The organism is Mesorhizobium sp. WSM4807 (assembly GCF_055811615.1).
The window spans coordinates 77,512-95,621 of sequence record NZ_JBVVQY010000004.1 but is presented as its reverse complement, the minus strand read 5'-3'; the positions used below and the strand labels follow the sequence as shown (position 1 = coordinate 95,621).

16 protein-coding genes, 1 tRNA gene and 3 pseudogenes are annotated in these 18,110 nt (G+C 61.9%); 8 read left to right on the top strand and 12 right to left on the bottom strand.

What is annotated here, in order from left to right; genetic code table 11:
* Positions 1 to 77 precede the first annotated feature (77 nt).
* From AC0L3N_RS06540 to AC0L3N_RS06520, 5 genes are all read right to left on the bottom strand, one after another.
* Positions 78 to 1,403: an ABC transporter substrate-binding protein gene (locus tag AC0L3N_RS06540; RefSeq protein ID WP_473546479.1), complete on the bottom strand. Its 1,326-nt coding sequence runs from the start codon at positions 1,401 to 1,403 to the stop codon at positions 78 to 80.
* A 36-nt stretch (positions 1,404 to 1,439) separates the two neighbouring features.
* On the bottom strand, positions 1,440 to 2,528 hold the full coding sequence (locus tag AC0L3N_RS06535) for an ABC transporter ATP-binding protein (protein ID WP_095491992.1): 1,089 nt from the start codon (positions 2,526 to 2,528) through the stop codon (positions 1,440 to 1,442).
* A gap of 290 nt (positions 2,529 to 2,818) precedes the next feature.
* Positions 2,819 to 3,058 carry a DUF2188 domain-containing protein gene (locus AC0L3N_RS06530; protein ID WP_077371423.1) on the bottom strand — a complete coding sequence of 80 codons (240 nt, stop codon included), beginning with the start codon at positions 3,056 to 3,058 and terminating at the stop codon, positions 2,819 to 2,821.
* 31 nt (positions 3,059 to 3,089) lie between these two features.
* Positions 3,090 to 3,383 carry a DUF982 domain-containing protein gene (locus tag AC0L3N_RS06525; RefSeq protein WP_123149945.1) on the bottom strand — a complete coding sequence of 98 codons (294 nt, stop codon included), beginning with the start codon at positions 3,381 to 3,383 and terminating at the stop codon, positions 3,090 to 3,092.
* Between the two features lie 95 nt (positions 3,384 to 3,478).
* Positions 3,479 to 4,582 (bottom strand): NADH:flavin oxidoreductase/NADH oxidase, encoded by a 1,104-nt coding sequence (locus AC0L3N_RS06520; protein WP_473546477.1) that lies wholly within the window; start codon positions 4,580 to 4,582, stop codon positions 3,479 to 3,481.
* A 431-nt stretch (positions 4,583 to 5,013) separates the two neighbouring features.
* Here AC0L3N_RS06520 and AC0L3N_RS06515 point away from each other — a divergent pair, with 431 nt between their 5' ends.
* The 3 genes from AC0L3N_RS06515 (at position 5,014) to AC0L3N_RS06505 (ending at position 6,674) form a co-directional block, all read left to right on the top strand.
* On the top strand, positions 5,014 to 5,592 hold the full coding sequence (locus AC0L3N_RS06515; RefSeq protein WP_123149943.1) for an NUDIX domain-containing protein: 579 nt from the start codon (positions 5,014 to 5,016) through the stop codon (positions 5,590 to 5,592).
* Positions 5,593 to 6,150: 558 nt separating this feature from the next.
* A complete protein-coding gene (locus AC0L3N_RS06510) occupies positions 6,151 to 6,360 on the top strand; it encodes a hypothetical protein (RefSeq protein WP_473546475.1) in 210 nt (69 codons plus the stop codon).
* 104 nt (positions 6,361 to 6,464) lie between these two features.
* Positions 6,465 to 6,674, top strand: coding sequence for a hypothetical protein (locus AC0L3N_RS06505; protein ID WP_473546473.1), 210 nt, complete (start codon positions 6,465 to 6,467; stop codon positions 6,672 to 6,674).
* 988 nt (positions 6,675 to 7,662) lie between these two features.
* Here the strand turns inward: AC0L3N_RS06505 and AC0L3N_RS06500 are convergent.
* Both AC0L3N_RS06500 and AC0L3N_RS06495 read right to left on the bottom strand, forming a co-directional pair.
* The gene (locus tag AC0L3N_RS06500) at positions 7,663 to 7,863 is read right to left on the bottom strand and encodes a DUF2905 domain-containing protein (protein WP_123149939.1); all 201 of its coding nucleotides are present in this window, start codon (positions 7,861 to 7,863) and stop codon (positions 7,663 to 7,665) included.
* Between the two features lie 255 nt (positions 7,864 to 8,118).
* Positions 8,119 to 8,541: a CBS domain-containing protein gene (locus tag AC0L3N_RS06495; protein ID WP_123149938.1), complete on the bottom strand. Its 423-nt coding sequence runs from the start codon at positions 8,539 to 8,541 to the stop codon at positions 8,119 to 8,121.
* Positions 8,542 to 8,744: 203 nt separating this feature from the next.
* Here AC0L3N_RS06495 and AC0L3N_RS06490 point away from each other — a divergent pair.
* Positions 8,745 to 9,622: pseudogene (locus AC0L3N_RS06490) on the top strand (ATP-dependent DNA ligase).
* 381 nt (positions 9,623 to 10,003) lie between these two features.
* Here the strand turns inward: AC0L3N_RS06490 and AC0L3N_RS06485 are convergent.
* Positions 10,004 to 10,138 carry a ribbon-helix-helix protein, CopG family gene (locus AC0L3N_RS06485; protein WP_268931605.1) on the bottom strand — a complete coding sequence of 45 codons (135 nt, stop codon included), beginning with the start codon at positions 10,136 to 10,138 and terminating at the stop codon, positions 10,004 to 10,006.
* A gap of 148 nt (positions 10,139 to 10,286) precedes the next feature.
* Between AC0L3N_RS06485 and AC0L3N_RS06480 the strand changes: the two genes are divergently transcribed.
* A complete protein-coding gene (locus AC0L3N_RS06480) occupies positions 10,287 to 10,898 on the top strand; it encodes a hypothetical protein (protein ID WP_123149937.1) in 612 nt (203 codons plus the stop codon).
* A 260-nt stretch (positions 10,899 to 11,158) separates the two neighbouring features.
* Here AC0L3N_RS06480 and AC0L3N_RS06475 read toward each other — a convergent pair.
* Positions 11,159 to 11,244: transfer RNA gene (locus tag AC0L3N_RS06475), tRNA-Leu, on the bottom strand.
* A gap of 239 nt (positions 11,245 to 11,483) precedes the next feature.
* Positions 11,484 to 11,737, bottom strand: a pseudogene (locus tag AC0L3N_RS06470) (GIY-YIG nuclease family protein).
* A gap of 678 nt (positions 11,738 to 12,415) precedes the next feature.
* Between AC0L3N_RS06470 and AC0L3N_RS06465 the strand changes: the two are divergent.
* The 3 genes from AC0L3N_RS06465 to ade all read left to right on the top strand — a co-directional run bounded on the left by AC0L3N_RS06465 (position 12,416) and on the right by ade (position 15,387).
* Positions 12,416 to 12,595, top strand: a complete 180-nt coding sequence (locus AC0L3N_RS06465) for a hypothetical protein (protein ID WP_123151070.1) — start codon at positions 12,416 to 12,418, stop codon at positions 12,593 to 12,595.
* Between the two features lie 142 nt (positions 12,596 to 12,737).
* Positions 12,738 to 13,190, top strand: coding sequence for a cupin domain-containing protein (locus AC0L3N_RS06460; protein WP_473546470.1), 453 nt, complete (start codon positions 12,738 to 12,740; stop codon positions 13,188 to 13,190).
* A 385-nt stretch (positions 13,191 to 13,575) separates the two neighbouring features.
* Positions 13,576 to 15,387 (top strand): adenine deaminase, encoded by a 1,812-nt coding sequence (ade, locus tag AC0L3N_RS06455; protein WP_473546468.1) that lies wholly within the window; start codon positions 13,576 to 13,578, stop codon positions 15,385 to 15,387.
* Between the two features lie 29 nt (positions 15,388 to 15,416).
* Here ade and AC0L3N_RS06450 read toward each other — a convergent pair.
* Positions 15,417 to 16,582: pseudogene (locus AC0L3N_RS06450) on the bottom strand (alpha/beta hydrolase).
* 147 nt (positions 16,583 to 16,729) lie between these two features.
* Entirely contained in the window at positions 16,730 to 17,797 is a 1,068-nt protein-coding gene (locus AC0L3N_RS06445) for an alpha/beta hydrolase (protein WP_473546466.1), read from the bottom strand.
* Positions 17,798 to 18,110 lie beyond the last annotated feature (313 nt).

The window sequence follows — 18,110 nt, the reverse complement described above, 5'->3', positions numbered from 1 at the left end:
GGTGGCCTGAGTGGTCGCCACGCGATTTCAGGAACCAGACCGGGCAGCGCGGTCGCGGCTGCCCGGCTCGGCTGTGATCAAACGCGATAGTACCGGTTGGCGCGTTTCTCCGCCTCTTCCATCGCCTCCTGCGCCGTCGCCTGGCCGGTCACCGCCTTGGCGAACATGTCGACCAGGACATAGTCGGCCATGGTCGCCGCCGAAGCGTAGCCGAGCGGCCCGGCATAACCGTTGGGACGCAGCGTCGCCGAGGCCTTGGCGTAAGCGGCGTTGTTCGGGTCGGCCGTCCACACAGGATTGTTTTCGAAGGCTTTGAGTGTCTGGCAGCAATAGCCGGCCGAGGAGGTGATCCACTCCGCCATTTGCTGTTCCTCGAACATAAACTGCAGATAGGCTTTGGCCGCGTTGGGGTAGGGCGTGTAGTCGAAGATCACGGCCGTGGTCACCTGGAACAACTCGACGGATTTTCCGACAGGACCGATCGGCAGGCTGGTCGTGCGCATGTCCTTGGCGATTTCAGCCAGTTTCGGATCATTGTCCTTGTTGGTCTTGGCCGTGTTATACACGGAAATGCCGTTGGCGATGACGCTGAGTTCGCCGGCCAGGAAGGCGCGGTTGTTGTTCACGTCGAGCCAGCTTTCGGTGCCGGGGATGAAGGTCTTGTAGAGTTCCTGCGCGTATTCGATCGCCTTTAGCGTCTCGGGGCTGTTGATCGTCACCTTTCCGCTCTCGTCGACCATCTGGCCGCCATGGCTCCACAGCAGCCAGTGAGCATAGTTGTTGCCGTCGCCGACGCCATGGCCGTGCGTGAAGCCGGCCGGATGTCCCTTCGCCTGCAAGGCCTTGCAAAGCTCGAGGAAGCTCGCCGTGTCCTTCGGAAATTCCGAGAAACCAGCCTCCTTCACCCAGCTTTCCCGATAGACGATGGCATTGCCGATGGTGGCCAGAGGCAGGCCGAGGAATTTTCCCTCGCGCGTCGCATATTGCTTTGGTCCGTCGTGCCAGCCGCCGTATTTCGTGCCGAGATACTCACCCAGTTCCGTCACGTCGTGCAGCTTGTCGGGGTACTGATGCGGGTCGTCGAACCAGACCAACATGAGATCTGGACCGGAGCCGACATTGGCGGCGACCGCCGCCTTGGGGCGAATGTCTTCCCAGCTTTCCTTGTCGACGCGGACCTCGACGCCTGTCGCCTCGGTGAACCGCTTGGTGTTGGCCAGCCATTGATCCTCATCGCCCTGCACGAAGGGCGACCAGCGCAGCATCCGCAGCTTTGCGCCGTCCTCGGGCTTGTATGTCAACCCCTCCTGGGCAAAGGCGGAAGAGCCGACGAACCGGCTTCCAAAGGCTCCCGCCGCCACGCCGGCGGTGGTGCGGATCACGTCACGTCTGGTGAATTTCATGCTCGTCTCCTCCTGTTTATGTCCTTGCCGTGGTTCTTACTGCCGGGTGCGCATGTCGAAGCGCTGCCCGGTTTCGCCATGAAAGAGATGAATGAGGCCCGGCTCGGCCGTAAGCCGTACGGTTTCGCCCGGCGTGAAGGAATGGCGCTCGCGGAAATTGGCGACGATCTCTTCGCCGCCGGCCGTCCGGCCGATGAGCTGCACTTCCGATCCGGTCGGCTCGACCACCGCGACGGTGACCGGAATACCCTGGCCGTCGGACAGCTGCAGATGCTCGGGCCGTATCCCCAGCACCACCTGTTCGCCGCTGCCGATCGAAGGTACTGCGGCCAGCGGCAGGGAAATTCCGCCGGAGCCGCGAAAAGACGGTGAGCCGCCATCAGTTGCGATTTCGCCCCTCAGCATGTTCATGGCGGGCGAGCCGATAAAGCTGGCGACGAAGAGATTGTTCGGCCGGTCGTAGAGTTCCAATGGCGGCCCGATCTGCTCGACGAGGCCGTCATGCATGACCACGATCTTGTCGGCCATGGTCATCGCCTCGATCTGGTCGTGGGTGACATAGACCGTCGTGGTCTTCAGCCTCTGGTGCAGTTCCTTGATCTCGGCGCGCATCTGCACCCTGAGCTTGGCGTCGAGATTGGACAGCGGCTCGTCGAACAGGAAGACCGCCGGATCGCGCACGATCGCCCGGCCCATGGCGACGCGCTGGCGCTGGCCGCCGGAAAGCTGCCGGGGATAGCGCTCCAGCAATGGCACCAGCCCCAGGATTTCGGCGGCGCGCTTAACGCTGGCAGCGCTTTCGGCTTTTGAAACGCCCTTGAGCATGAGCGAGAACGCCATGTTCTCGGCGACGGTCATGTGCGGGTAGAGCGCGTAGTTCTGGAAGACCATGGCGACGTCGCGTTCTTTTGGCGCAACGTTGTTGACGACACGGTCGCCAATCGCGATCTGGCCGCGCGAAATCTTTTCCAGGCCGGCGATCATCCTGAGAAGGGTCGATTTTCCGCAGCCCGACGGCCCGACCAGCGTGACGAACTCGCCGTCGTCTATGTCGACGCTGACACCGTGGAGAATCTCGACGGTTCCGAATGATTTGTAGACATCGCCAATCGCGACAGACGCCATCGATTTCCTCCCGAATGCTTCCTGCGACGTCTTCGAAGGAAACCGCTTTCCTAACTGGCCGCGGCAGCTCCCAAGCTCCTCCCTGGTCACGCGCGATGATGAAACGGTAGCGCTACCAAGCCTGCCTGTAAAGCGGCTGCGCCGCAAGCACTCTTCTTTGTTGCTCTTGATCGTGAGCGTTCCCAGCGGGACTGAAATTCGCCATGTCCGGGATCATAGCAAGAGCATGACTTGTCAAGCCCCAGCTCTTAAAACCAGAGATGCGGGAGGCCATCAGCAACGACACCAGCCTAGTCGGAAACTTCGGTTTGCGGGCGGTCCCGGCCGTCGGCGAGCTCGTCGTGCCATTTGCCGTCGGCATCCTCGTACTGGATACCGTCCGTGGTGCCGGCGACCTGCTGTTCGGCCGAAGCGATCTCGGCCGCGCGCAACGCGTCCTCGTGAGTGGGGAACGTTTCCGAAAATGTCTCGCCGACCTTGTAGGCCCAGCCCCCGTCATGCTCGACGATCTTGTAGGTCAGCTTCGCCATGAAATCCTCCAGTGGAAAAAGCTCCGTCTGCTCAATGCAGTTTGCCTTGGGGCAGTTTGCCTTGAGGCAATCTCTCGTCGGGAACCAGCACGTCCGATTCCTTCGCGGCTTCGACCAATGCCCGGCGCGCATCTGCTGTTGAACGATAACCTTCCAGCACTTTTAGGCAAGTGTCGAGAGCATCGCGATGCCGGGGACCACGATTGAGTGGCCAGACCGTCATCAGGCACTCCGCTGCTTCCTGGGTGCTGCGGATCTCACGGTATTTGCCGACATGGCCAAGTTCGACCACGACCGGCTTTTCAAAGGGCTTGTTGTCCATCATCGCCGCCAACGCGGAGCGGCCGATTTGGTTGCACGGCCCTCCGCGTAAAGGTCTCAAAGGTCGCAGTCGTGGGGCCGCAGCCATGAACGGGGCGCTCACCCCGCCGCCTTCATCCAGTGCTGCATCGTCGTCACCGAGCGGGCAAGCTGCGGCGCCGGGTGGATCGTCTCGCCGAAGGTGGCCGCGGCGCGCCACGCCCAGCGCGGATCGGCGAGGAAGGCGCGGGCCAGAGCCACCATGTCGGCACGGCCCTCGGCGACGATCGCCTCGGCCTGCTTCGGGTCGTCGATCAGGCCGACGGCCCGCGTCGGGATGCCGGCGCCGTTGCGCACAGCTTCCGCCAGATGCACCTGGTAGCCCCGGCCTGTCGGCAGCTTCTGCAGGGGCGAATTGCCGCCGCTCGAGCAGCAGAGATAGGCGACGCCCGCTGTCTTCAGCGCCTTGGCCACTTTGATCGCGTCCTCGACATCGAAGCCGCCATCGACCCATTCCTTGACCGACAGGCGCGCCCCGAGCATCAGCTGGGGCACTGCCTTCCTCACCGCCTTGGCGATCTCGACGACAAAACGCATGCGGTTTTCTAGCGAGCCGCCCCAACGGTCGGTGCGCTGGTTGGAAAGCGGCGACAGGAACTGGAAGATCAGATAGCCGTGTGCCGCGTGCAATTCGATGAAATCGAAACCGGCACGCTCGGCCCGCCTTGCCGCCTCGGCGAAGCGTTCGATGATCTGCAGGATCTCCTCATCCTCCAGCGCCCGCGGCACCTGCCAGCCCGTGTCGTAGGCGATGGCCGAGGCAGACACGATCGGCCACGGGTCCTGATCGGCCTTCAACGGCCCGCCGCCTTCCCAAGGTTTCTGGTTGGAGGCCTTGCGGCCGGCATGGGCAAGCTGCGTGCCGAACCTGGTGCCCGGCGCGGCGACGCGCCTGGCGGTATCCAGCGCGCGCCGGGCGGCTGCCTCGTTGTCGTCGGAATAAAGGCCAAGGCAGCCATGCGAGATGCGGCCGCGCCGCTCGACGTCGGTCATCTCAACGGTGACCATGCCGGCGCCGGACATCGCCAGGTTCATCCAGTGGTACAGGTGCCAGTCGCTGGCCGAACCGTCTTCGGCGGAATACTGGCACATCGGCGCCACCGCGATGCGGTTGAGGAAGGTGAGGCCGTCAAGCGTGATCGGATGGAAGAGGGATGTGGTCATCAAAAAAACTCCGGGGAGGGGCTGTCGCTATTTAGGCAATGGATTGCGCCCGCGCCATACACGAGGCGGTGAAGTGCTGCCCATCTGCCTGCCGGGCACCTCAAACGTTCCGCAGCAGGCGCCGTCGGCGAAGCTGCCGATCTCCCCCCTTGCGGGGGAGATGCCCGGCAGGGCAGAGGGGGTGCTGTCCCTCCGACCTGTCAAGACCTCGGTTAAGCGGCCGGAGAGGGGCTTTCGTAGAGCGCGGCCCCCTCTCCATCGGCTCCGCCGAGCTACCTCTCCCCACTCTCGTACCACGATCGTGGGGGCAAGGAACCCAAGCTGGATGAAGCCGCGATCTTTCCCCTGGAGCGATTTCCGTGAATTGCTGTCAGGATTGCGCAAAGGCTGGATCACCGCTACGCCTCGCCACCGGCAGCACGGAGTTCATCATGGAAGACCGCATTCGCATCCGTTCGGAGGAAGTCCTTTCCGATGACTGGGCAGTCCTGAAAAAGACCGTCCTCGATTACCGTCGGCGCGACGGGCAATGGGAGACGCAGATTCGCCAGACCTACGATCGCGGCGACGGCGCGGTGATCCTGCCTTACGACCCCGAGCGTTCGACGGTTCTGCTCGTGCGGCAGTTCCGCTACCCGGCCTATGTCACCGGCCACCGCGAGCCGTTGATCGAGGCCTGCGCCGGCCTGCTCGACGAACATGATCCGGAAACCTGCATCCGCAAGGAGGCGGAAGAGGAACTCGGCTACCACCTGAAGGACGTCGAACGGCTGTTTTCGCCCTATATGAGCCCCGGCAGCGTGACCGAGCGGCTTTGGTTTTTCGTCGCGCGCTATTCGCCGACCGACCGCATCTCCGACGGCGGCGGCGCGCCGGACGAAGGCGAAGACATCGAGGTTCTGGAAATGCCGCTCGACGAAGCGCTGGCCGGCATTTACGACGGCCGCATCATCGACGCCAAGACGATCATCCTGATCCAGCATCTGAAGCTGAACCCGATCCGGGTGTGAGGGCTTTAATTCCTTTCAGTAACGGGCTGAGATGCAACTGGAGGGGAGCAGATCCATGATTGTCAAAAACTTGTCGAAGTTGTTCGGCGCGACCTCGATGGCTGTCTTTCTCCTGGCATCGACTACCCCATCACACGCTGAATCCTAGACGGATCCGAGCTCGTCGGGATCGAGCACTGGGGTTACAGAACGGCTCAATGGTGTATGAGGAAGGCGCCGGCGGATTGGGAACCTATGCCAGCGGGCCACAGGCAAGCCGCAGAGCGCGCCTGGCAGGAATGGGGAGCAAAGCAGCAGCCGGCAGAGTCGCGCGCTGGCGAACGCTCCTACCTAAGCTGCTAGGCCAAGGTCTTAGATGCTGAGGCAAAGGTCTGATCGGCCCTGTTTGGTCCATCCGAAGCCGCGTGAGAGGACGATTAGAACTCCAGATCGCTACTGGCAATGACGAGCGTGGGAGCAAGCGCGCCGGCACCACAACCACGCCCTCGAATACCCCTCCGACGCGGGACGAGGCACGGAATTTGCGACTGCATCATCATATCAGGAAGAGGAGTCAAAATGATGCGTCAAGATGGAACAACAGCGCGAAAAGCAGCAACACGGTACGTGCCAGAATGGCGCCGCAACAAGAGAACGTTTGAGGTTCCGTACCTCATGAAGCTCGGCAACATTGGCCGCCAGGAAGCGCTGGCTTTGATCGCCAAGCATAATGGGGACAGGGACGAAATCACTGCCGAGCTGTTTTCGCAGAGAGGTCGATCACAATAGCTTACACAATAGGGTTGGACCCATGACCCACCGGGCGTTCGCCGAGAGACTCGAGGATGCTGCCGCGCATATTTCGGAGGTCCGCGCGCGCGGACCTGCAAGTCATGTTGATGAACGCAGCCTTGCGGCTGAGGAACACCTCGGGCCTTGCCTTGGAAGCCGAGATTGACGAGGCGATCGACTTGTTGGCAGCGCAGTTGGAGCTGTCGCGGCCTGAAGTGTTGCAAACGATCGTGCGAGATTGGTTGGTCATTGCCGGCCGGCTGGGTGCCGATACCTTTGATGAGGAGAGCGAGACTGAGGGAATGGCCTAGGCTCGGAACGCGTCGCTGACTCTATCGCCACTCTTCGAGCCCCGGCAACTTCGCGCGCTTCGATCAGCCGGCGGGACCGGCAAAACGCGCCGCGGTCACAGGCGGGCGCCAGGACGCCAAGCGCTTCGCCAGTGTAGGGAGAAATCTGCCAGCCGAAACACACGCTCAGCGCGCGCTCACGCGCCGCGCGGAGGCCGGCCCCGGGCCGCGCATATAGTAGAGCTCTGGCCGGTAACGCGGTGCAACGAATTCGCGAAAGGCTGATGCCAACCGCGTGATCAAAGCCCAATGTTCCATGACCCAAACTTTCCCTCTCAGGAATGCTATGCGCGACCACATCCAGAGGCTCGCGTCCATCGAGGCGCTCCCTATGACCTTGTGTCGGCCGGCGGACATGATGGCAAAGTCCGCGACGCCGACGCCGATACGGTCTCGGGTGATGGACCGCTTGAACAAAACACCGAGTCGGATTGGGCCGCAGTCAGAAATCCCCATGAGGTCTCGGACGACAAGAGAGCCAGCCCTAGGGCCGCGGCCAAGAACACTGCGGGAAGGCCGAACAGAAGCTTGCGCGACATCATTGTCCCAACCTCACACGCCGGTGTTGATATGGAACAGGTCTTTGCGCCCGGCATGCCTGACGCTACGACAGCAAGAACCGTGCCACGCTTGCCCCGCGCACGATTTCCCGCCGGACTAATCTTAGCCGATGCCGCCTAAGCCGGGGCACGTAGGCGTCCTGTAATGGGTCAATACGCCTTGGCACCGCGATTGCATGGGCAGCTACGCCGGGTGTTGGGACCGGCATTGGGGCGATGGGGGCCTCGCCGCTTCGCGAATGGAGCGGCGAGGTTTTTCATTAAGCCATCAGCCTCTAAGGCGGCTCGACAGCCGATCCGGAGTGACGAGAGGCCGCCAAGATAATCCTGCACATCGATCCTAAGAAAAGACCCCGAGCGGGGGCGGCTGTCTTCCCCGAGTTCTCCCGCTACCGGTTGACCAGCCACAGAATAATCGAGAGCACGATGCTGATCAGGATGCCGGTGGCGATCGGAACATAGAACGTGAAGTTCTCACGCTCGATCACGATATCACCAGGCAGCCGGCCGAGGCCGATCCGTAACAACCACGGCCACAATAGGCCCACCGCAACTATGATGAGACCAACGACAATCAGGGTTCGCGACATGGGGCTGCGTCATGCCAGAAACAATTAGCGCGGGGACAGAGCACTAGCAGAATCCCGTTATGTTCACTGAAACAAAAGCCAAGGATCGGGCCGTTTGCAATCTGACGTCCCACACTCTGGCGACTCCAGTAGACCCTCCCGCTGGCTTCGGCCGGCGGGCTTTTTGTTCCGCCTGAGGGACATTTCTGCCGCCGCGCTGTGGCCAGCGCGGCGGCAGAGTGAAGGTCTTCGAAAAGAGCACGAGCGAGCCGCTCTTCAGTGGTGATGGGCGGAAACCTTCTTGACGTATTCGGACACCAGTTCCGCCGGTGCCGACTGACTGACGTCGCCGACGCTAAGGATGCCGACCATCCGCATATTCTTGTTGATCACCGGCAACCTGCGGATTTTCAGTTCTTCCATGTGCCGTACGGCCTTGGCCAGATCGTCGTCTTCGCGGCAGCAGTGAATGCCGGCCGTCATGACATCGCGTGCCGTTGCGGTGCGGCTGTCGAAACCATCCTCCGCCAGTCCTTTGCAGACAATATCGCGGTCGGTCACCATTCCGATCAGTCGGTCGTTCTCTCCGATGGGAATCGACCCGATATCCTGGGCTCGCATCATTTTCGCCAGTTCGGTTACAGCGATTTCGGGGCTGACCCAGTCGACACCCTTATGCATTGCGTCTTTGACTTTCATGGCGGACCTCCCTTGCTGGGGTTGGAGAATGTCCCTCTGTCCCATGTTACCGCGGACGGGGCTTGGCTGCCAGAGTTCGTTCCTCCTGCAGACAGAACAGCGAGTACGAACGAATGTTCCGCTTGGCATTTCAGCAAGAGCTAACGGAACGGAAACGGCTCTCCGCTATTGAATCAAATTCGAGTTTTGCGTGGGGCGTTCCGATGAGTAAGCGCGCCGGGGACCGGCTGGAGTTTATCGAGCCGTTACTGCCGACCCTGGTCGAGAAGCCGCCCGAGGGAGGCGACTGGATCCACGAGGTCAAGTTCGACGGCTACCGCTCGCAGATCGTCATCGACGAAGACGGGGTGCGCATCTTCACCCGGCGCGGCCTCGACTGGACCTCAAAGTATCGCGACCTTGCCAAGGCAGCCGGCAAGCTTGACGTCGAGAGCGCCATCATCGACGGGGAGGTGATCGTCACCAATGAGACGGGGCTGTCCGACTTCAAGGCGCTGCGCAAAGCCATCACCCGCCGCCAGCACGACCTCTATTTCGTCGCCTTCGATCTGCTGCACCTCAACGGGCATGATCTGCGCGACATGCCGCTGGAGGACCGGCGAGAGATCCTGGCCGAGATGATCCCGGAAGGTGGTCGCATCCAGTTCAGTCAAGCGTTGCCGGGCGACGCAAAGGCGATCTTCCATCTCGTTGACCAGGCAGGGCTCGAAGGCATGGTTTCGAAGCGCAAGGGCAGCAAATATCGCAGTGGCAACTCCACGGCTTGGCTGAAGACCAAGGCCTATTCGATCGACGAATACGAACTGCATGGCGTCGAGCGCGAGGCAGGCAAGCCGGCATTCGCTCTCATGGCCGAGCGCGGCACCGGACGCTATGTCGGCTCGGCTTTCATCACATTGAACCGGGAGTTGCGCGAACGGCTCTGGAAACGCGTGCAGGAGCATGCAGGAGCCCTCCAAAGGGCATGAAGCGGCCGGCAACGCAGTGGGTCAGGCCCGGCCTGATCGGCCGTGTGAAGCACCTACGGGGCGAGGAAGACCTGCGCCATGCCTCGTTGCAGGATTTCCGCGAAGAGGGTTGAAGTCCGCGCCACATTGAGCGGCCCGATAGCCGCTCCGCCATCGACAGCGAATCAGGAAATTGAGGTTACAACCGCGATGCGAGGCGGGCGTTGCCGTGCTTTGGGAATCTGGAATAGTGGATGGTCGTTTGGGGGCGGATATACTACTTGTTGCTGAAATATATCTCGCCATGGTGTCTTGTCTGGAGCGACTTTTTCCAATAACGCGGCGTTATGCTGGCGTTCCCCGGCTAGGCGGGATCTCTCTGTAACAGGCATAGATGGCGAGGCGAGGTGGCAGCCGTTTTGGTTGCTTGAGCGCCATTTCACCCCTTCTTCCTCAGCCTCACCCCAGCACCGCAGCCGTTCTCGGGGATGAACTCGACGCCGGCGGATCAGGTTTCACTCAGCCTTCAGTACCTGGTGTCTGATCAACCAGTCACGAATGATCAATCGGACGGCCTCAGGTCGCGAAACATCATGCTCGGCAACAAATTGATCGACGCCCGCGAGCATGTCCGGTTGAAGGCGGACCATGATCGGCACACCCTTTCCAGTTGGGGCCGGTCCCCGCCGTTTCTTTGATACCACAGTTTCTTGCTTTGGCATAAAACTCTGATATCAGAGTTCCCGTTCTGGCGGAAGCCGCTAGAACCTCACATGAAACCGAATTGGAGAAAATCCGATGCCGAACACCCATGTTCCGGCGGCCGGCGAAGCTATGCCCGCTGCCAATGTCTCCCGCCGCCTAGCCCTATTGGGAGGGCTGTCTGCCGCTGCCGCGCTTGCCGCCCTGCCGAGGGCGCACGCCACGCCTGCCGAGCACCTCGACGCCGAGCTGTTCCGGCCCGATCGAGAAATGGAGGAAGCCGAAGCCAGGATGGAAACGGCTTCAGATGCCAATTGCAGGGCCGGCAGCATGTGCGAGAAGCTTTACCCGCCACGGCCTCCCGAATGGAAACGACCCAGCACGCCGGACCACGTTCTGGATATCCTCGCCGACATGTCCTTCAACGACAGAAAAGCAGAGCAACAGCCGGAGCCAGTTCGCGCATGGTACAAGGCGTGCGCTGAGCAGAAATCTGAGAGCGAAGCCCTGTGGAAAGCCTACAAGACCAAAGTGGAGGAGATAGACTGCGAGGCCGGCATGGACGGTTTGGAAGATGCATACAACGACAGCGTTGACGCAATGTGGCAGGTCGGGCACCGAATCTTCGCAACGCCAGCCCACACGCTGGACGGGATAATCATCAAGATCCGGGGCCGGGGACAGGATGGGCGCGCCCGATGCAAATGAGGCCTTCCTCTCGATCGCTGCCGATGTAAGGCGCCTTGCCGCGGCGGAGGCGACGTCATGAGCGAGCAACGCCGATGTCGGACGCGCCTGTGATGTATGCGCGATAATCCGCATCTTCGAACTGGCGGTCGAACAAGCCCGCTGCCTCACGGCGGCGGGCTTTTTCATTGCCTTCCGGCTACCCCTACGGCTACCCAGAGTCGACTTTTCCAGGGTATCCGCGAGATCCTAAAAAACCAGATTATCATTTGATTTCAATATGGTGCGGACGACGGGAGTCGAACCCGTACGATCAGAGATCGAGGGATTTTAAGTCCCTTGCGTCTACCAATTCCGCCACGTCCGCAGGCCAGTCCTTTTCAGACGCCAGCCAAAGGCCGTCAAGCCATCTTCTGCCATCGAAAAATCTGATCTTGGAAGCACGCCTTTGTCGCTGCGCTGCAAACACCCCTCCACTTCGTCCCAGGGCGGAGCAAGGAGCGAAGCGACGCGGCGCAGACCCTGGGATCCACGCCGTTACCCGCCGGCAGTGCTCCGGCGGACCAGAACCGAACGCTACCACCCGGTTCCGCGAAAAAGCTCGAATCACTCCCGATTGGTCGTCTCGATCAGGTCGATGTTCCATTGGCGCGGCCAGCGCTTCAGCGACTTCTCGCGCTGGATGGCGTCGCGAATGCCGAAATGTTCTTCGTACCAGACCAGACCGCTGCACGCCGTAGCGGCTGGTGAAGCGGGAGCCTTCGCCGGATTTGTGCTCGGGCATGCGGCCGAGATCATGGCGAGCCGATGTAGATCGTGCCGCGCTTCCGGCTCGCGGTCATGGTGGCATAGCCGGTCATGGTGGAAAGGTAGCTGGCGCCGTTGCGGATACAAGCGCCGTTCTGAGCCGTTGCATTCTTCAGCTGAGGTAACGGAATGGATCCCAGGGTCTGCGCCGCGTCGCTTCGCTCCTTGCTCCGCCCTGGGATGACGAAGTCGCAGGGGCCGGCTAATCGCAGACCTTGGAGATTGGGTGGTTGCAGGCCGGTCGTCAGCGACGGTCAGTCGAAGAACCAAATCCTCTGTGGAGAGGAACTGGTACAAAACCGCCTCGGCGGCAGGTCCGTGGCGCAAATCAGCGCCGTGCCGAAATCCACAGCATAGCTGCCGCGACCCGGCCAGCGGCAATCCCCTCGCCAGCGAGGGGCCGGTCACCCGCTGAGATTCAAACAAGATCGCCGGAACCATTTCGTAGTGGCTGAGTTTCGGACTAAAGCTACTGGAACTCCGAACATGGCAGAGTTTGATACAGGACGAGGGAAGTCTGTTGCCAAAACCGTACGGCAATTGATCCATTCCGAAGATAATCGCCGGCATTTACACGGCGTGCTAAATCTTGCCGTCGACCCACGACTGCCCGGCGCCCTTGCCTCATTGCTTGAGGTGCTCGATCAGGCCGGGCGGGAACCGTTTCCGCATTCGCGGAGCCCAAACCAGCGATGACCGGATAAAACGCGCTAAATCTTCTCCTCCACCCCATGGCTCAACGCTACGACATCGAGAAGACACCTGAAGGCACGTGGGACATCATCGATGTGTTCACGGGGCTGCCTGTTGTCGAGGTGGGCGTCCCTTTGATTGACATGCCTATCGAAGAGGCCGACCATCTGGTCGACCTTCTCAACAGCCGCGACAGGGAACAGCGGGACGATACTTAAGCGGCCGCTTCCCAGGCCACCGCGGAAGCGCGTCCCCCGTTCGGAGGATGCGTTCGGGCGTTCCGACTTTGTAAGCTCCAATTGGTAAGGGGTTCAGCGTTGATGTTCGACGCTGTCCTCTGGGAACCAAATGGAGATTGTCATGCTCAAGCTCGCCTCAGCCCTGGCGCTGCTTCTTGCCGGGACAGCGCCTCTGTTTGCAGATGACATGCCTGTGAACGCGGACAGTATCAAATGGGGTCCGGCTCCTGCGGTCATTCCCGCTGGCGCGAACTTGGCCGTTATGGCTGGAGATCCCTCAAAGGACGGCAGTTTTGTGCTGCGGTTGAAGATGCCAGCCGGCTACAAAATTGCCGCACATAACCATCCCACCTCGGAATACATCACGGTGCTTTCCGGTAATTTTCATATCGGAATGGGCGATAAGCTCGACGAGGCGAAAGGCACCGAACTGACTGCTGGCGGCTTCGGCGTTGCGCCGGCCGGAATGAATCACTTCGCCTGGGCGACAAGCGATACGATTATCCAGGTGCATGGCGAGGGGCCGTTCGCGATCACCTACGTCAATCCGGCGGACGATCCGAGCAAAAAGTGACAGTTCGGGAAATGCAATGACCCTCTGAGCGGCCGGATCAGGCAATTCGAGTTTCTGATCGAAGTTTTCCCCGAACGTCGATTCAGAAAGATCCGCCAACGAGGGGCGAGCTGATTTGCCGCAAACGGAATCGTATTCCGGTTGGACACTTTGCCGTGGACGGCGCCGAAACAAAAAACCCGCCTCGGCGGCGGGTCGTTGGCGCAAATCAGCACCATGCCGAAATCAACAGCATAAAAGCCGTCACAAAGCAACGAATCGCGAGCTCGCGACGAGACTCGAAAATCGCGGTCGATGTTAAGGCCGAGGAGCGCACAAGCATCCGCTGATCTTGCTGGTCAAAACGCCATCGGCTTGGCACAGTCGGGAAAACAGGAGTCTCTTCATGGCGAAGACCGCGCGTGCGACAAAACCGAAACCTTGGGCCGAGGCGGCGACGCATCTGGTCGACGTCGCGATGGGCAGGAGGCCCGCCGATCTCGTTATCCGCAACGGGCGCTGGGTCAACGTTCATTCCGGCGAGATCATCGCCGGCGCCGACATTGCCGTTGCCGGTGGCCGCTTCGCCTATTGCGGGCCGAATGCCGGCCACGCCATCGGCCAGGGCACCAAAGTGGTCGATGCCGGTGGGCGCTATCTGGTGCCGGGCCTCTGCGACGCGCACATGCATGTCGAGAGCGGCATGTTGACGGTGACGGAGTTCTGCCGCGCCGTCATTCCGCATGGCACCACCTCGATGTTCATCGATCCGCACGAGATCGCCAACGTGCTCGGCCTGCCGGGTGTGCGGCTGATGCATGACGAGGCCGTCGCCATGCCGATCAACGTGCTTGTGCAGATGCCGTCCTGCGTGCCTTCCGCACCTGGGCTGGAGCATGCCGGCGCCGAGCTGACGGTCGCCGATGTCACCGAGGCGATGGCGTGGCAAAACATCATCGGGCTTGGCGAGGTTATGAACTTTCCCGGTGTCGCGGCCAATGATCCGGTGATGGCGGGCGAGATCGCCGCGACGGTGAGAGCGGGCAAGACCGTCGGCGGCCATTATGCCTCGCGCGATCTCGGCCTGCCGTTCCACGGCTACGTCGCCGGCGGACCCGAGGACGACCACGAAGGCACGCGCGCCGAGGACGCCATCGCCCGCGTCCGCCAGGGGATGAAGGCGATGCTCAGGCTGGGCTCGGCCTGGTACGACGTCGCCTCGCAGATCAAGGCGGTGACGGAGAGCGGGCTCGACCCGCGCAACTTCATCCTGTGCACCGACGACAGCCATTCCGGCACGCTCGTCCATGAGGGCCATATGGACCGGGTGGTCCGCCACGCCATCAGCCAGGGGCTGAAGCCGGTGACGGCGATCCAGATGGCGACGCTCAACACCGCCCAGCATTTCAGGCTGGAGCGCGAGTTGGGTTCGATCGCGCCGGGGCGGCTCGCCGATCTGCTGATCGTCTCCGATCTGACCGCAATGACCATCGACGAGGTCTATGCCCGCGGCGTCAGGCTGGCCAAGGGCGGCAAGCTCGACATCGACATTCCGGCCTATGACTATCCGAAGACGGCAAAGAACACCGTCAAGCTCGGCAAGAAGCTCAAACCGGGGGATTTCGACATCGTGGCGCCCATCGGCGCCAACGAGGTTCGGGTGCGGGTCATCGGCGTGATCGAGAACCAGGCGCCGACGCGGGCGCTCGAGGCCGATCTCCCGGTCGAGGACGGGCTGGTCGCCATGGACCGCCGCAACGACGTCTGCCAGATCGCGCTGGTCGAGCGCCACCGAGGCACAGGCGGCGTCACCAATGCCTTCGTCTCCGGCTTCGGCTATATGAGCGACTGCGCCATGGCCTCCAGCGTGGCGCATGATGCCCACCACATCATCGTCGTCGGCACCTCCAAGCAGGACATGGCATTGGCGGTCAACCGGCTGGGCGAGGTCGGCGGTGGCGTCGTGCTGTTCTCTAACGGCAAGGAACTGGCGCTGGTCGAGATGCCGATCGCCGGGCTGATGTCGGACGAGCGCGCCGAAATCGTCGCGGCCAAGGCCGACAAGCTGACCGAGGCGATGCGCCAGATGGGCTGTTCGCTGAACAACGCCTACATGCAGCACTCGCTGCTGGCGCTGGTCGTCATCCCGGAACTGAGGATTTCCGATGTCGGCCTGATCGACGTGACGACGTTCCAGAAGGTCGACTTGTTCGTCTGACGACGACCAAAGGGCGAGCCCCGCGTCGATCATCCGCCGGTGGCGATGGTCAGCACCTTGAACGGCGTGGTGATGACGATCTCGGCGACGGAGCCGACGGCCTTGCCGATGCCTTGGCCGAGATTGTCGATCGGCTGCGCCGGATTGACCTCGTCTGACGCCAGGCCGGCCGGCGCGCGCAGCCGGTCGCCGAGCAACTGCACTAGGAACGGGTTGTCGGCGAATTGGCGTGGTTCAGGCGGTCGCCGCCTTTGGTCTTGCTCAGGTCGACCACCGAAACGCCATAGCTGGCGAGGTCGGCCGCGTCGCCATAGTCGCCGACGCGCGGCTTGTCGCCGGAGATCAGGGAGGAGAGTCTGAGGGCGCGATCGTCGCCCGAAAGCAGGATGGCGAAAGGCTTGTCGGGCTTGCCGTAGCGGATCATCTGCTTCTTGAACACATCGACGTCGATGTCTGGCGAGGCCAGGATGACATAGCCGAGCTTGTCGCTGAGATCGCGGTCGCCGGTGATGGCAAGCTGGCGCAGCGCTTCCATCGTCACCCAGGTGCCCACCGAATGGGCGATGATATCGATGCTCTTTGCCTTCGTCTTGGCCAGCATGCGCAGCGTTTCTTCGAGATCGTCGCGCGCGGCGTTGGCGCTTTCCTTGTCGTAGATATAACCCGTGGTCTTGCCGCTCGACGCCCATGAGAACAGCACCGGCGTGCCGGGGTATTTCGTGTCGTGCGCGATCTGCGTCAGCCGGTAGATGCCGTCGTCGAAACCGTTGTTGAAGCCGTGCACGAAAACCAGCGCGCGGTCGCCGCGCATGGCGATGTCGGCGCCGACCGCCTTGGCGAATTGCGGAGCGCCTTCGTAGAATTCGACCTCCGTTGCCGTGAAATCCTTCGCCGGATTGCTGTTGGCGGAGCCCTTGACCCGCTCGATAGCGCCGACCCGATGGATTTTCGGAACGGTGACCTCGACACTGGCAAAACTGGTGGTCGGTGAACGGTCACCGTCAAACACCTGCCGCGGGTCCTTCGTCGCTTTTTTTCGGGTGGTGGCGACGAAGATCTCATGCGTGGCGGCGATGTCGGAGGCAGGTACCGTGACGGTCGTCGTGTTGAGAAGGTCGTGTGTCTTGCGACCGGCGCAGCCGGTAACGGCGAGCGCAAACGCTACGGCGAGAAAAGTCTTCGAACGCACGGTCACGCAGGCTCCCGCAGGAGGGATGTCAAGCTGGTGACGTCGCTCGCCATTTCGATAAAGCCAGGGGTCGGCCCGGTCCCGTTGAAAGTGATACGATGCTGCCGCAACCGTGACCATGCAGGACGAAAGAAACGGGGCGTCGAACGCACCTCACTGCCCGAGCAGGCTGATGCGGTCGGTCACCTCGCGGTCGCTGGCAAATCCGTCATCCTCGCGCAGCCGCTGGCCGATCATCTTCACCAACTCGGGGTTGTCGGCGAATTTGGTGTGGTTGAAGCGATCCGATCCCTTGACGCTGGAGAGATCGACGACGTTCACCCCGTAGTCGGCGAGGTCGGCCGCGTCCTTGTAGTCGCCGACGCGCGGCCGCGAGCCGGCGATCAGGCCGGAGAGCCGCAGCGCCCGGTCGTCGTCGGACAAAAGCAGGATGAATGGCTTGTTCGGCTTGCCGTAGCGGCGCATCTGGCTCTTGAACACGTCGACATCGATGTCGGGCGAGGCCAGCACGACGTCGCCGAGTTTGCCGCCGAGATCGCGGTCGCCATTGATGGCGAGCTGGCGCAGCGCTTCCATGGTCACCCAGGTCCCCAGCGAATGCGCGACGATGTCGATGCGCCGCGCGCCGGTCTGCGCGAGCATTCTCAGCGTCACTTCCAGCTGGTCGCGGGCAGCACTGGCGCTTTCCCTGTCGTAGACATAGTCCCGGGTCTTGGCGCCCGACGCCCAGGAAAACAGCACCGGCGTGCCCGGGTAGCCGGAATCATGGGCGATCTGGGTGACGCGGTAGACGGCGGCGTCGAAGCCGGTGTTGTAGCCGTGGACGAAGACCATGACGCGGCCGCCGCGCGCGGCGATGTCGGCACTGAGCGCGCTGGAGAATTTCGGCGCGGTGTCGTAGCCGACGACGTCGGAGGCCATGAAGTATTTGGCCGGGTCGTTCGACTTGCCGCGCGAACGCCGCTCGATCTGACCGGTTTCGTGGGTCCCCGGCACGGTGACGTTGGCGCGGGCATAGTTCAACGTGGCCGAGCGCTCACGGTCGAAAACCTTGCTGGGATCGTCGGAGCGCTTGCGCGTCGTGGCGATGAAGATGCTGTGGTTGCCGGCGATGTCCGTCACCGGCGCGGACACCATGGCGCTGCCGAGGAGTTCCTCGGTCTGCCGGCCGCCACAGCCGGCAACGAGCAAGGCAAGGACAAGGATGCAAATCTTCTTCAACTCTAGAATTCCACTCCGGCCGAAAGGCTTGATCCAACCTCCGCGAACCCTCCCGGACAGCCGAAGTGCGGCAGAAGTAAGTCATATCCACCCGAAATGCGCTCAGCGGCTTGCGACAGTCATCGCACTGTTGCGCGAAAGCCAAAATGGCGGCAGGCGCCACTATTCAGGTTTGCGCCGCCCCTCATTGCCCTGCCGGGCATTTCTCCCCGTATAGTGACGGGGAGAAAGACGCCTTCGCAAAAGATTTCGCCAACCCTCAAGCGTTGCAGGAAGGCTGCCCAGGTTGCGGCCAGCTCCTTCTCCCCGTCCC

Excerpts from the sequence above, each read along its gene's own strand:
- AC0L3N_RS06540 (WP_473546479.1), bottom strand. The coding sequence starts at position 1,403 with ATGAAATTCACCAGACGTGACGTGATCCGCACCACCGCCGGCGTGGCG.
- AC0L3N_RS06535 (WP_095491992.1), bottom strand. The coding sequence starts at position 2,528 with ATGGCGTCTGTCGCGATTGGCGATGTCTACAAATCATTCGGAACCGTC.
- AC0L3N_RS06530 (WP_077371423.1), bottom strand. The coding sequence starts at position 3,058 with ATGGCGAAGCTGACCTACAAGATCGTCGAGCATGACGGGGGCTGGGCC.
- AC0L3N_RS06525 (WP_123149945.1), bottom strand. The coding sequence starts at position 3,383 with ATGATGGACAACAAGCCCTTTGAAAAGCCGGTCGTGGTCGAACTTGGC.
- AC0L3N_RS06520 (WP_473546477.1), bottom strand. The coding sequence starts at position 4,582 with ATGACCACATCCCTCTTCCATCCGATCACGCTTGACGGCCTCACCTTC.
- AC0L3N_RS06515 (WP_123149943.1), top strand. The coding sequence starts at position 5,014 with ATGGAAGACCGCATTCGCATCCGTTCGGAGGAAGTCCTTTCCGATGAC.
- AC0L3N_RS06510 (WP_473546475.1), top strand. The coding sequence starts at position 6,151 with ATGATGCGTCAAGATGGAACAACAGCGCGAAAAGCAGCAACACGGTAC.
- AC0L3N_RS06505 (WP_473546473.1), top strand. The coding sequence starts at position 6,465 with ATGTTGATGAACGCAGCCTTGCGGCTGAGGAACACCTCGGGCCTTGCC.
- AC0L3N_RS06500 (WP_123149939.1), bottom strand. The coding sequence starts at position 7,863 with ATGTCGCGAACCCTGATTGTCGTTGGTCTCATCATAGTTGCGGTGGGC.
- AC0L3N_RS06495 (WP_123149938.1), bottom strand. The coding sequence starts at position 8,541 with ATGAAAGTCAAAGACGCAATGCATAAGGGTGTCGACTGGGTCAGCCCC.
- AC0L3N_RS06485 (WP_268931605.1), bottom strand. The coding sequence starts at position 10,138 with ATGGTCCGCCTTCAACCGGACATGCTCGCGGGCGTCGATCAATTTGTT.
- AC0L3N_RS06480 (WP_123149937.1), top strand. The coding sequence starts at position 10,287 with ATGCCGAACACCCATGTTCCGGCGGCCGGCGAAGCTATGCCCGCTGCC.
- AC0L3N_RS06465 (WP_123151070.1), top strand. The coding sequence starts at position 12,416 with ATGGCTCAACGCTACGACATCGAGAAGACACCTGAAGGCACGTGGGAC.
- AC0L3N_RS06460 (WP_473546470.1), top strand. The coding sequence starts at position 12,738 with ATGCTCAAGCTCGCCTCAGCCCTGGCGCTGCTTCTTGCCGGGACAGCG.
- ade (WP_473546468.1), top strand. The coding sequence starts at position 13,576 with ATGGCGAAGACCGCGCGTGCGACAAAACCGAAACCTTGGGCCGAGGCG.